The organism is Paenibacillus sp. UMB4589-SE434, from assembly GCF_030226685.1.
In the GTDB taxonomy this organism is placed as follows: Bacteria; Bacillota; Bacilli; order Paenibacillales; family Paenibacillaceae; genus Paenibacillus_B.
In genome coordinates this window covers 457,211-471,627 of sequence record NZ_JASOYK010000004.1, presented here as the reverse complement: position 1 = coordinate 471,627, position 14,417 = coordinate 457,211, and the positions used below count along the sequence as shown (strand labels likewise).

At 41.1% G+C, this 14,417-nt stretch carries 9 protein-coding genes; 1 reads left to right on the top strand and 8 read right to left on the bottom strand.

The window, feature by feature from the left end; all coding sequences use genetic code 11:
• Positions 1-118: 118 nt before the first annotated feature.
• The 7 genes from QP775_RS17355 to pdxR form a co-directional block, all read right to left on the bottom strand.
• On the bottom strand, positions 119-1,021 hold the full coding sequence (locus QP775_RS17355; protein ID WP_285107885.1) for a hypothetical protein: 903 nt from the start codon (positions 1,019-1,021) through the stop codon (positions 119-121).
• Positions 1,022-1,111: 90 nt separating this feature from the next.
• Positions 1,112-1,744: a helix-turn-helix domain-containing protein gene (locus tag QP775_RS17350; protein ID WP_285107883.1), complete on the bottom strand. Its 633-nt coding sequence runs from the start codon at positions 1,742-1,744 to the stop codon at positions 1,112-1,114.
• Positions 1,745-2,143: 399 nt separating this feature from the next.
• Positions 2,144-2,488, bottom strand: a complete 345-nt coding sequence (locus tag QP775_RS17345) for a DUF3969 family protein (RefSeq protein ID WP_285107881.1) — start codon at positions 2,486-2,488, stop codon at positions 2,144-2,146.
• A 17-nt stretch (positions 2,489-2,505) separates the two neighbouring features.
• Positions 2,506-7,632 carry an RHS repeat domain-containing protein gene (locus QP775_RS17340; RefSeq protein ID WP_285107879.1) on the bottom strand — a complete coding sequence of 1,709 codons (5,127 nt, stop codon included), beginning with the start codon at positions 7,630-7,632 and terminating at the stop codon, positions 2,506-2,508.
• A gap of 140 nt (positions 7,633-7,772) precedes the next feature.
• Positions 7,773-9,470 (bottom strand): GBS Bsp-like repeat-containing protein, encoded by a 1,698-nt coding sequence (locus tag QP775_RS17335; RefSeq protein WP_285107982.1) that lies wholly within the window; start codon positions 9,468-9,470, stop codon positions 7,773-7,775.
• Positions 9,448-11,118: a hypothetical protein gene (locus QP775_RS17330; RefSeq protein WP_285107877.1), complete on the bottom strand. Its 1,671-nt coding sequence runs from the start codon at positions 11,116-11,118 to the stop codon at positions 9,448-9,450. Before QP775_RS17330 ends, QP775_RS17335 begins: the two co-directional genes overlap by 23 nt.
• 252 nt (positions 11,119-11,370) lie before the next feature.
• Positions 11,371-12,813 (bottom strand): MocR-like pyridoxine biosynthesis transcription factor PdxR, encoded by a 1,443-nt coding sequence (gene pdxR / locus QP775_RS17325; RefSeq protein WP_285107875.1) that lies wholly within the window; start codon positions 12,811-12,813, stop codon positions 11,371-11,373.
• Between the two features lie 128 nt (positions 12,814-12,941).
• Between pdxR and QP775_RS17320 the strand changes: the two genes are divergently transcribed.
• Complete coding sequence (locus QP775_RS17320; RefSeq protein ID WP_285107873.1) at positions 12,942-13,520, top strand: GNAT family N-acetyltransferase; 579 nt, start codon at positions 12,942-12,944, stop codon at positions 13,518-13,520.
• Between the two features lie 51 nt (positions 13,521-13,571).
• Here QP775_RS17320 and QP775_RS17315 read toward each other — a convergent pair whose 3' ends face one another.
• Positions 13,572-14,285, bottom strand: coding sequence for a metallophosphoesterase family protein (locus QP775_RS17315; RefSeq protein ID WP_285107872.1), 714 nt, complete (start codon positions 14,283-14,285; stop codon positions 13,572-13,574).
• Positions 14,286-14,417: the final 132 nt, after the last annotated feature.

Here is a 14,417-nt window from a genome sequence, read left to right as displayed (position 1 = left end):
GATAGGATTCCTGAGTATTTTCAAGTATAATTAACGTGGTCTAGTTTAAATTCATCCATCATATTGGACTTTTTATCGTTATCGGCAAATAACGAAACTATCCATATGGATGTCTTATTTAATCATTAATAGCTAGAACACTCAGACAGTTTCCAGTGGGAATTGTCATTTTTTTCGCTGTTTTCTTACGATTGGCATAGGTTGATGAAGCATACAATTTGCGAAGCGTCGATTCATCAAACATACGTTGCAGCATCTGAAAGCCAAGCATCGTTTCTATCTTGGCTATGTCTGCTCTATTGTTCATTAACCACGTAAAGTCGATATCGCTAACCACATCTGGATACTCAATTTGCTCAAGTACTTTACCTGTTATATACATAAAGAATTTCTTACTTAGAAGCTCCTCAGCTTTCCTTGTTGAGGAATGCTTCTTCATGTCATACACACTAGATTTGACTTCAAGACGCAATATCCCCTTCGAACGTTCAACAACTGCAATGGCTTCCTTCTTCTTTGTTTGCTTCTGTTTATCATAGAACATAGTTCTGCTGCTCTTATTCCAATACTCCACCGTCTGGTCTTGGTTATATGTTGTTGTATTTTTAAATGGCATCTGTTGTTTGCTTAGCATACGTACATATTCGCTAACTTGGTTACCTACTTGAAAGTTCCACGATATATCACATCGAAGCACTGTCCAATCGGAATGCGGAATTTCTATATCGAGTAAATGCATAATTCTACTTTGTAAGCAATCAAAAAATAGTGGAATATCGACTTCATCAATAAGCGTTACATTATCTCCATACAGAAGCTTAGGCATAGAAACTTGTACAAAGAGAGTACGACTGCCTTCCATGTATTTGATATAAGGCAGTTTATCATCATATATCTCATATTTAGTATGTACTGCTCTCGTTTCTTTGTTGTAGTAAGTGACTGACTTAGGGCTATGACTATTCAGTATCTCGGGTTCAATATATACTGGTGAAACTTTCAACATAACTGTATCGAACATCTATAACCTTCTTTCTGTAAAATAATATGTTAAGATTTTGGATGAATTTAGACATGTTATAAGAATGTGTAGCAAAATGGCATCGTCTCACTACTCAGCAGTTAACAAGCCATACTCCACCAATAGGTGATTCAGCTTTTTAAAGAATCCTTTGTGATATAACTTGCTATAATCTGGAGATACTCCGCCCCACTCATCATACCGTTGAACGGTCAGCGCATGTAAGAGAACCTCAATTGTTCTCTTCTGAGACTCTGTACCTTCGGCCAATGTGAGAAATTGCTCAAGAAGCATCATATGGAACTTATTACTGTTTATTTCATCATCGTTACGAACAAACTGTTTAACCTGTTCAAGTAACTTCACTTCATCATATTGTTCATATAAATAATCAATAATGCCCCCTTTCTCAGAGTGTACTTCTTTAATCATGTATTCTTTGCCATCATCATCTTCATAGGGAACCTCAACTTCTTCGAAAACATCTGTTGACTGAAAATATAAAATTTGAAGGCTGATCTTTTCTGATCCGCTCAACTCTTTCTGAAACAATTCTGTATCCTTAATGCCAAATAGCTTAGAAAGCTGCTCTAATCGTTGCTGCGGGATTCTTCTTCTTTCTTTAATCCAATCCTGAAAGGTTTGTTTGGAAACACCTATTTTTTCAGCTACCTCCTTATACTCCATTTTAAAAATCTCAACAATGTGCTGTAAGCCAATCATCTGAACCACCACCATACCAAGTATGTCTAACAACTATAACTATACATTCACATACTTAGTATGTCAATATAATAAAAAAGAAGCCACATGCAGTATTTATCTCACATGCGGCTCGACTCTGTTACCTTAATAAAAATGACTTACCTATTGGAATTATCCAAACAGATAAATTCCAGAAAAATAGAATATTAACATCAGCACGCTCTGTAATAAACAATTCTTTTTCCTTAAAAAGATATCTCATCATCTTTGTTTCAGTTGCAAATAAGTTATTTTTAATGGGCTGAGTATAGTCCCAACTTATAAGTTTTATATTGTATTTATTAAGTAATTCATCTGGACGTATAATACCATCTCTGATTCTTCCATCCTCATACAAATGTTAGGGTCTATTCATAATTAACATTTACATTTTATAATTTTCTCAGTAGGGATCTCTGGGGACGGTAGCTTTTTCAGAGTTTCGATTGTTTCTTCTTTAAGTGCTTGAATAGTAGATTTTAATTTATATGGTAACAAGCTTTCAACATCCTCTAATTCACAACCCTGCTTAATCACATCAATTACTTCTTTCTTCAAAGCTAAGTTTTCTAAATACTCGACCGTATATGGATTGAACAAATATCCTTCAATTTCATCAATTCTAACTACTCCATTTTCAAGAGCAGTTAATATTCCTAGTTCTAATATTGAAAGAACTCGTTCTATCTGACTTTTTCCACAAATAGTTAATTTTAATTCCATTTTTTGATTTACCTCCGTCAATTGTTACTCCACCCCGATTTAACTTTTACATCAAATACTTTGCCTGATGAACTTTCAAAATAGTGGATTGATATTTTTTTCTTACTTGCATCATAGCCATCTTTATAAACTTTTTTCCATTGCCCAGATTCTACACTTCGCAATTCATCAATGACATCCTTGTTATTAATGTTTACTTTCTTTGTTCCATTTTGTACACCTTGAAACCCATCAGGATATTTAGGCGCCTTTTTTATTGAATCATAGACATTTTTAATTACTCCCTTCCCCTTGGAATTTTCAAAACCGCCAATACTTCCAATCATGGCATATGCTAAAACTTCATTATATTCATCCTGCTTATACTCAGCGTAACTATCTAGTAATTGTCCTTTAGCCCATTCTGCTCTTCCTAAGGAATGCTTTCCACTATTTGTCTGCGTAAGCAAGGAGTACAGATACTTAAATCTATTATTGTCCGCTTCATTAAATACTGGCGCAAACTCTGTCCCTAAATAACCTCTCCATCTCCACCAACCTTCTGACTTCGTTGATTGAAATTTCATGGCTTCATTTAGGACTAGTTCCAATTCCATAACATCATAAGAATTGATTCGAGCATGTCCACTTGGATCAATAAACTTCAACGGATTATTCTCCACATACGTATACAAATTCAAACTTAGTGGATTGCCTTTATCCCCTTCATACGTATCCTCATTAATAAACCGCCCCATGCTTGGATCGTACCATCTGGCTCGCAAATACTGGAGTCCCGTTGTCTTATCCCAGTACTCACCTGAGTACTTCAAGATATTCGGTACAGTCTCCTTCTCTTCGAGCGGCTGGCCCCAAATGTCATAGCGATATTCATTCAGTTTCTGCCCTTGCTCGTCTACCAACGCGACCACATCACCATGCCCGTTTAGTTGGTAATATTGCATTTTACCGTTGGCAGCATCCTGACGTCCGACTAACTTGCCGTTCAAATCATGGATATATACGTACTTCATCTGGGCCTTGCCGTCCGCACCAACTGATGCTTCCGCCAACAATAAGCTCTTTGCATCATAGTAATAACGGGTCTTGGACTGATTCTCCGTCCGTTCGTACAGCAGGCCCTCCCCTGTGTAAGAATACGTGACTGGATTGTGAGCACCTGTCGCCTTTACAAGCCGATTCTTTACATCATATTCATACTGCGCTTCTTGAATTGGCAGCTCACGGGAGCTTTCCAGCGTTAATCGATTGTAACGTGCATCGTAGGAATAACGTTCGTCGAATTCACTAGACGTCTTGATCTGGTTCAACGGTGTGTATGTAAAGCTTGACCCCACGTTATTCTCGTTCCGACTTGTAATGTTGCTATTGGCATCATAACCGTACTGGAACGTATTCATCACAGCGTTATTTCTCGTATACGATAATTGGAACAGCTTCACATCAGTATACTGCAACTGCGATACAAAAGCCGTGCCATAGCTTTGCTGCGCTAACTGCCCGTTGCTGAGATAATCGTAGCCAAACGTGTTGGCAGCGGAACCGCCGCTCGTTACGCCTAACGTTTTCAACCGGTTCATGTTGTCGTAGCCTGCATCCACTTTCACGTTTGTCTGTGGAGCTTGAAGCTCATAACCTGTCTGTTTGTTCAAATCATAGCTATTCGTCAACCGTACGCCATCCGGGTATTGAATCTCCGTCAGGAATCCGGATATCGGCTGATATTTATAGCTTGTTGTGCCGCGATGGTCTGTCATACTCAGGCGTCTGCCCTCGGAATCATACGCGTATTGCACATTGTCATTCCCTGTTACCGTCTGCACCAGTTGATTCATATTGTTAAAACGGTTATCCGTCGCAATTCCACTTCGATCAATGGAGCGCACCGGGTTGCTGTTGGCATCGTAATAGAACTTCTGTATTTGGCCCGTACCATTAATACTCTTAATGACTTGTCCCAATTCATCGAACTCTTTCTTGGTACTTTGCTGGTTGCCATAGGTTGTTGTCACCAAGTTCCCGAGCATATCGTACTGGTAGCTAGTCTGCTGGTTGTCTGCATCCACAACGGCTAGCAGTTGACCTAACGTATCGTACTTGTATGTCGTTCGGTTCCCATTTCCATCCGTAGAGGCTACAACAGCTCCCGCCAAGTTGTACTCTTTCTTCTGAATCGGCACATAGTTCTGCTTGTTCTGCAAGGATTCGATCATCAGTTCACGACCGAGTATATCACTTGTGGAGCGTGTTCGGTTCTGTTCCGCATCAATAGTTGTTACGGTTGAACCGACCTCGTCATACTCCACCATGGATGACGTCTGATCCGCATAAGTCGTCTGCTTGATGCGACCAAAGGCGTCATAGCTGTACCACGTCCGATTGCCATAGGCATCGTCCTGCCACAACAAACGACTTGTGCGCTCGTCGTAGCCGTACTTCACTTCACCCAAGCCTTGTGTCTCTCTCACTTTGCGGCCAAGTGGATCAAACCAAACCTGTTGGACTTCACCTAACGTATTTTTAGCCATGATATGATTGGTGCTGTCGTTGTACACATAGCTAGCCTGCGCTTGGTTCGGCATCGTGACAGATGTTGTGCGGCCTAAGCGGTCGTAGGTGTACGACGTGGTCTGATTGAGACCATCCGTATACGCGAGCACACGTCCAGTCAACGGATCGTACTGCGCTTTCTCCACTATTACGCTTTTCTGCCCATCGGCATTGGTCACTTCCACATCCTGCTGCGTGAGGAACGCATGCTGATACTCAGGCCCATACTGATATCGGAATACCGTCGCCTTACCGTTATTATTGGCGATCACCTTCATCACATTGCCAAAGCCGTCATACTCAAAGTTCGTGTGACGCAGCAGCGGGCCGCCTTCGGCATTGGCATATGTTTTCGACTCGATCACTGAACCTTGCCCGTTCCGTACATACCGAGTCACGGACTGCTGGTTCGCATCGAACTTGGTCGTTACCGTTTGCGGTAAGGCAAAGGTTGGATCGTATGTCGTGACGGAGCTGGCCCCCATGCTGTTGGTCTCGCTCGTGATGTTGCCATCGCGATCATATTGGCGAGTGACTGTCAGGGCTGGACTTTCAGCGCCTCCGCTCCGCTTCTTGGTCACGATCTGGATCGGGTATGGGTTGCCACTATTTTCGTCATAGGTCTGCTGTGTAATGTGCTGTATTGTACCCGTGTCCTGGATCGTTTCCAAGTTGTAAAATCGCGGACTTCCATCATTCCATAGCTTTTTATACTTAACCGATGTATTCAGTTCACCATTAGATACGATTGTAGTGTGCTCTCCACTTTGATAGGAAGCATACGGATCAGATTCATAGCGAAATGTGTTTGTATTGCTTTCAATCACTACTTCGTTACTGTATTCCATTACATCTTTTCGTTCAGTTACCCGGTATTGCAATTGTTTTATTCCCGAGCTTAGGTTTCGTTCAAAAGAGTCATAATTAAATACAGTCTTTACCCCCGTGGGGTGATGGATACCCTTGATTAGAGCGTAATCATTGCGTTCATTAGGAATTCTATTATAAATAACTGAATACTTTGACTCCGCAAATTGGTAGGAATAATATGTAGTTCTACCCGCAATATCCTTAACAGACTCTAGAGAGCTAAAATTTGTATCTGGAATTGTTGCTCTTGTATATACAACAGAATCTGTTCCATTAGAAACAACTACTTGAGTACCTTTGTAATCAAACTTTAATTTGTTGCCTAGTGGATCACTTATCTCTTTCAGTATGAATTCGGAGTTAGAATATTTTTGTTCATACTTAAAATTAATATAGTTTCCATAACGATCTGTAATTTGAATCAAGTCACCATTTTTAGAGAAATAATAGGATCGTCCATTCTTATACTTCAACACGTAAGCTGAATTCTGACCAAGTACGTCTTTGCTTACATCCTCCGAGAAAATGGTATCTTCCCACGGGTATCCAACAATAGAATTACCGTGATCTAATTTATAAACTCCTCCCTCAGGCATTTTGATATATTGTGAATATTTATCGATTTGCAAGTACGGGATGTTCCATTCCCATCCCTTACCTAAAGTATTGCGCTTATCTATCGGATTGGGCATATTCTCATTATCATTACCCCATCCTGCAAAACCAATAGGTTCTACAGCATTTAGTGTTCCTTTTGGATATACTTCAGCAAAATACGGTCCCCCATGTGTATCGAAATCAAATGTATACCATACTTTAGAAGTATCTGGAAATGTTTGTTTAATATATTGATTTTCTGAATCTTTTCTCCCACTAAATTCACCCAAAATAACAGTAGGAATCTGGTGATAAAAAGTAAAGTATCTAAAATGTTTATTATCTAGTTCTATAGTATCATGATAAATTTTTTCATTAGTTGTATTTTTTTTATAAACAACAACCTTGACACGTGGAACAAAACGGGTTTCATAAATTATTTTTTCCTTATAACTTTTCTCGTAAAATTCGGAAGAATTGCTGTTATATGACCGAGTCAAATTAAACGCGAGACCATTTCGTCCCGGTAACCCAATATCGGTCACCTTTAAGTTCAGCGATCCGTCTTGAGTTGAGATATCCTCCACACCTGTTCTCACACTATACGGTGCCTGATCCAACCTCACGTGTTGATTTTTCAAACCTAACTCGTCGTAACTGCTGCTTGTAAGACTTCTCTTAGAACGTCCATACACCGAACTTGTTACGGTGTTTTTGACATCTGTACCGTCATAAATACCATAGACATTCCCCGTTACGTTTGCCAATGTATCCAGGTCAAGCAATGGATTTAATCCTTCTAACCCATAGGTCACATCCGTGACTGTCGGTGGCTCATACGGCTTCCCTTTACCCGGGAACAATTGCTGCAACGTCTCGAACAGCTTGGATACGTCTTCATTTTTGTCCAACCCTGTAGATATATCCTTTAAGCTGTAACCCGCATTCAGCATTTCAATAATGCTAGACGGTGACACCTTGTACTTTGCTGCTACGCTATCAATGGTCAGCAGTTCACTCTGCTGCTGTCCCTCCAATGCATTGACCGATTGCTGCACGCTTAGAATGCCAGGTGACAATATCTCCAGGCAAAGTGCCACGATTAGGACCCATGATATCTTTCTCACTACTCATTTCCCCTTTTTTTATATGTACTATATTAATCTTTCGCCTTGCTGCTTATTCTATGATTCTAGTTCGATTACTTACTCCATGTTCATGGATAAGAGCAGAACTCAATTGAAAACGAAAGCCTAAGCACGCTTAATTACGAATCAACTTCTACGCGCCCTCCATGATAGGACTTTTCATCCACATAAATATGAGTGATATAAGAGCCTATTTCTCCATTGTGTTTATCAAAAAATATCCTTCCCCGCCAAACCCCTTCACTTACACGCTCACCATTAATCCATTCAAGGTCATCTTGATCATTGGCTGATGTCCAAGTAGGAAACTGAACGTTTTTAGTTGCAGTCGGCAGACCATAAACGTAAACATCGTACCATTTCTCTATTAATTTAGATTTAGTAGGATACGAAGGGCTTGCAGCAACAGAAGTAATATGACCCCCGATCATTCGCTTGTTACCATGTTTGTCTTCTGTATAAACATGAGTGATATAATTACCCGCTTCATACTTATGATCACGATAATTCACGGTATATGTCCAATCCCCATTCACACTTTTGTTACCTTTAACATAAGGGATTTTTAAATCATCCTGCCAATTTTGTTCGGTCCAGGTTGGAAAATAGACGTTGCTCACCTTATCCGATAGACCTGATACCGTAACTTGATAAGGACCGTCTTTTAATTCAGCTTGCTTTGGAGCTGTGACAAGGGATTTATTTTCGACAGTCACATTTGCAATCTGGATCATGTTTTTGTCAGCGTAGACATGGGTCGTGTAAACACCTAGATCATCGTTGTGCTTCGCATATATAACTGTACCTCGCCATACTCCAGGTGCTTCTTTGATTCCTTGAATCCATTCCACATCATCTTGTCCATTATTTAACGACCAGGTGGGGAAATAAACCTGCTGTACCGACTCCGCTATGTCATAAACAACTAGATCGTAGGAAACATCTGAAATGTCCACCTTTGTAGGGGCCTTAATGCCTCCTTGTACTGTATACTCAACCCAACCAATTACACAGTTATTCCCATACTTATCAAAGGAATAAATATGAGTGATATAATTTCCAGTTTCATAGTTATGGTCACGATATGGAATTTTAATCTCCCATGTATCTATATCCTTCTTAGATCCTATAATCCAAGGAGATTTCAGGTCATCCTGACCATTAGCTTTCGTCCAAGTTGGAAATCTCACTTCTTTTACGGTCGGTGACACACCCGATATCCGAATCGTCACCTCGTCATCATTTAGGGAGAGATTAGGACTGAGCTCTATTTTCCCAGTATCTACAACTTGAAACTCAAGCTGACGTATATCTTTTCCATCAATCTGGATCATTGCGTGGTACTTTCCCGTACCTGGCGATAATTCGCTAAACTTAATAATTGCTTTCCATAATCCATTACTCATCTTCTCTGCAAGAACAAATGAAGAGTTATCTCTACTTACAGCATCTGACCAGTAAGCCACCTTCAACTCACGCAAATCAGGATTCTTTTGTTGAACAAATACCGTTAAAGAGGCATTGGATAAAGAATACACAGCATGCTCTCGTTGGAGATATGTTCTCTTTAAATTGCCTTGCAAATCATATTGTTTAATCAAGATCTTCCCGTTCTGGTGCACAGCCTGCAGCTTCTGATCAATATCATAAATGTTAACGCTCCCCTTAGAACCATCCAGATTAACGACCATGCTATCTCCCCACTGCACATGCTCGTCCAATGCAGCTTGTGCTGTGCTTGCCGGTAACTGCAAATACCATACACAAATCAATAACCCAACTGTTATCGTTACCTTACTGATATGCCATTTTAACATTCTCAACTAATATCTCTCCCTCCCCACCATCCGAAATGCCTCTAATTAATATATACACAAATGCATATGCTGCCTGCTCAGGCACCTTCCCTGCAGTTGTAAGTGTAGTTGGTGTAGTTCCTGTCACCTTATCCCCCTCAACAATACTTGCCCCTACAAATTGGTTATCTACATTAAAAAAGTCGATATAAAGCTGAACTTTGGCATTGTATAAATGACTTATTCTCACATCACTAGTAGCTTTGAAATTTCGTAATGGCACAATCACTGATTTTTGCACTACACCTACAATTCCATTTGCCTTGATGGCTTTGCTAGATATATATTGAGCAATCGCTTTGTCTTTTTGCTGACGCAGTTGAAAATCATATGAATCAGAGCTCCATACTACCTTATCCCAATAATCTGACTTCATATCTCCATTAGGGTATACATCAAATTCTTCATCTGCAGTTATACTTGATTCGTTGTATGCAAATCTCAAATTATCCACTAGAATGTGGCCTGCACTGTTATCTTTTTGACCTCTAATCAATGCATAAATGATTGCATGCGTCGCTGTTGCAGGGACTTGTCCGTATTCCGAAATCGTAATAGCGTTACCATTTGTATTGGTAAAATAAGGAGCAGAATACGCTCCCACAAAGCTCCCGTTGTCATCCTTAAAATCCACGTAGAGCTGCGCATAAGCGTCCTCCAGTCTCAGAACGTTAAAGCTAGCCGAGACTTTAAATGGAGTACCTTGTTTAGATGAGGGAATATGTACCGCCTGACTTATCCCCGAAAATCCATTTTCGCCAATTTGAGCTGAGAACACTTCTTGAATATTATTTTGATCATGTTCCCGCACAAGGCTATTACTCTGTTTCACATTCCATCCTACCCTCGTCCATAAATCAGCGATTTCCTGACCACTCGTTCCATCAACTGATCCGTTACTTAACAGGTTAGAATCCATCCCATACCGAAATTCCGCATTCCGTATATAGAAAGCAGCCTGCCCACTATCCGATTCGCTTCTCGACAAAACATAAACCCGTGCTGTTGAAGCATTAGCTGGAATGCTCCCCCTAAGGCTGAACGTAACATAACCTGTCTTAATTGGACCTTTAAGTTCTTGGACATTGACACTGATAAACTTCTGTGCTTGATCATAATAGTCCACATATAATTGCATTTTGCTTTCACGGAGTTCTTGAATATCCATCGACACACGCAATGTGTACGGTTGACTTGGATGTACAGCTACCACTTGGCTTATTCCACAATATCCATTGTTTTTCATCTCCGAGCATCGCACTGATTGCGCCTTTGCTCCGAGATGTTCAACTTCTTTAAATTCAGCTTTGGGGACATCCCACTTTGAAATTTCCCATTTTTCAACAACTCCATTTATAAAGCTGTTAAAGTTAGAGTTGCTCAGTCTATTAAATGCTGGAACCGGGGCGTCAACTCTATGCTTCTTTAACGTAACGTTTCCATTCGAACTATAGTTGTATTCTACTTTGCTTCGATTGTCATAATTATATGTAGACTTCATCTGTCCATTAGAGTCATATATATACTCGTTAACGGATAAAGCGTACGCTGACTCACACATACTTATTGCAAATAAACTTACGAGGAACCAAATGATCATTTTTCTCATGCTTTCACCTATTTCCATCATTTATATGTAACTTACAAAAAGACCCTGCACTCTAACACCATACGCCATGGTCAAAGAAGATTCCAAACAATATTTGGATATACAATTAAATAATGCCTAGAAAATCAAAAGGAAACTAACTTCAACAACTAGTTTCCTTTATCTCAACGAGTATACGGTTTTCAGATATACAGTTCCTTCCTATCAAACTCCTATTTCAAGTATTCTAACTCGAAATAGGGTGGTAGAATATCATTCTCCATACCACACTTCATACAACCGCTCCACTCCCTCTACAATCTGCTCCAGCTTAATGCCGCCAAAGCCCAAAAGAAATTCCTTGTGCGTATGTTGCGGCGGTTCCAGCCAAGTATAAGCAGCAGAAGCTATACGGATATCCGCCTGCTTGGCCAGCACGACCAGTTCCTGCTCCGTTTTGGTATGATCGATCCGCAGCAGGATGTGAAATCCGGCATCTTTACCGATAATTTGCGCCTTCCCTGCAAAGACACGTTGGATCGTTTCGATCACCAAATCGTGCTTTTGTCCGTACCATTTGCGCATCTTGCGAATATGGCGCTCCAAATGCCCCCCCTCCATGAAAAGTTGGAGCGTGTATTGATGAAGCCTGGATGAGGATTGCTCCAGCAGCGTATAATATTCCAAGCGCTGATAGGCATCTATCAATGAAGCAGGCAGCACCATGTAATGCACACACAAAGCAGGGGCAAGCACTTGAGAGAATCCACCCAAGTAGATGACATTGGCATCCGTCACCAAGCCTTGCAGCGCAGGCACTGCTCGACCATGATAGCGGAACTCACCATCATAATCGTCCTCAATGATATAGCCCCCCGCTTGGCGCGACCACTCCAACAATTGAATCCGCTTGCCGATCGGAATCGTCATGCCGCGAGGATACTGGTGTGATGGCGATACACAGACGGCTTGTACTTGACGGCTGACCAATTCCCCGATACAGATCCCATCCGCTTCCAAAGGGATGGCGGACACCTGAAACCCATTTTGCTTAAACGTCTCAGCATGAAGTAAATAACCCGGATTCTCCACACCGATATGTTGTACTGGTAGTTTTAACAAGCTGCTTAGCAAAGTTAATAAATGATGCTGGTCCGAGCCAACAACAATCTGATCTGGTGTACATTGGCAGCCACGGAAGCGATGCAAATAACGGCTAATTTGCACACGCAGTCCATATTCTCCTTGTGGGTCTCCATAGAACAACAAATGTTGATTTTCAGGACGCAGTGCTTGATTGGACATCTTTCGCCATAGCTGAAACGGAAATAGAGCGAAGTCATTTTGGGATAAGTGAAAATCGTATTGGTATGAGGCACCATCTCTTGCTGGATATGCCCTTGATGCAGCTCTTTTGGTTATATCTACAGGGGCACCTCCCCCCTTGTCCCGCACAATGTTCAATTCCAGATCACCTAGAGGCTGAACATAATACCCTCGCTTTGGCTTGCTCACCAAATAACCCTCTGCCTGGAGCTGACTATAGGCGGATTCTACTGTGGTTGGGCTGACTCCTAAGAAGTCCGCTAATGATCGAATAGAAGGCATGCGGGTATGCTCAGCCAAGCCGCCCGTCACCATTTCATGCTTGATATGCTCATAAAGCTGCACATACTGCGGCTTCGAGTGCTGCTTATCTAACTTAGAAATAAACATGGTACACTACACGCCTCTCATATCTGTCCTTTGTATTTATTCAAATCTGTATATTTTCAAGTATACAGATTATAGGTATAGTGAGTCTATATTTGGGTTTATTACGATAACTACAGGAGGCACTAACGATGTCAGCAGCAGAACAACCATACGAGCCGATACGTTTTTTGGAAGGACAGCACGTCTATTTAAGACCCGTCAATCAAGAAGATACAGAGTCCTATTATCATCTGTTATTTCATTCGGAAATGAGAAGATTAACCGGTACACAACGGCATTTTACTAAAGAGCAGATCCACAGCTACATTGAGAGTAAAGCACAAGATTCGACCACTGTGCTGCTGCTTATCGCCGAAGCCTCTTCCGACACGCTAATCGGTGATATCGCACTTCAAGATATCGATTCTATTAACCGCAACGCTAATCTACGAATCGCAATTGATGCCCCATCCCATCAGGGTAAAGGATATGGTTCAGAAGCAATCCGGCTAATGCTGGAGTACGGCTTTGGTATTTTGAATTTACATCGGATCGAGCTTAACGTATTTACGTACAATGACCGCGCCATGCACGTATATAAGAAATTAGGTTTCAAGCAGGAGGGTGTCCAACGGGAGATTATATTCTACAATCATCAGTACCACGATTCGATCTTAATGAGTATGTTGGCTAGTGAGTATCGTGCTTTGTACAAAGGGAACGAGTAACACAAACCATACAAAGAAGGAGAGAGCACCGATATGGTCTCCCTCCTTTTATTATTTCACAGCATAAGCTTTGTTATTTGTTACATCCAGCGCATTTAATTGCCCGCCATAGACAGCCCCGCCATCAATACCAATGATCCGATTCGTTCCATAGTATATTTCATGATTGTCAACGTCCCTATGAAGCCCATTCGTTGTGGTGTGGCCAAACACGACCGTCTTCTGTCCTTCATATCCCTGATGAAAATCCTCCCTGATCCACATTAACGTGTAAGGATCTGTCTTGTGAATAGGGATGGTAGGATGAACACCTGCATGTACAAATATGTAATCTTCCGTTTCAATATAATGATCCAATTCTTGTAAAAACGCTAAATCTGCCAATAATTCCACAGCACGTTCGGAGGGGGCAAGTTCATAAGTATCTTGCTCTGGCTTCTCAATCAAAAGCTCTTGACTAATCCCATAACTCAGCAGTGTTTTGTCGCCGCCATTCCGCTTGAACCAACGATTCCAAGCGTCATTCCCCGCTCCTGTCAACGCTTTGATCATCATATCCTCATGGTTCCCTTTAAGAGCAAGGGCGCCTGCAGCCTTTAACTCCATCACTTTCTTGATGACACCTCGCGGATCCGGGCCTCGATCCACATAATCCCCGAGCAATATTAATTGATCAAGCTGTGAATCATAATTCACCAATTCCAGAAGCCGATTCAGCTTGTCCAGTTCACCATGAATGTCACTTACAACGAGTGTACGTTTCATACTAACAACCTTCTTCCTTAAGTAACAAATTACTACCATTATACTAACGAGTCCGCATTTCCAACAAGTTTCGATCTGCTGTTTACTCTATTATTTCCCGAGGAATAATCCGAACACACAACTCTGATATGA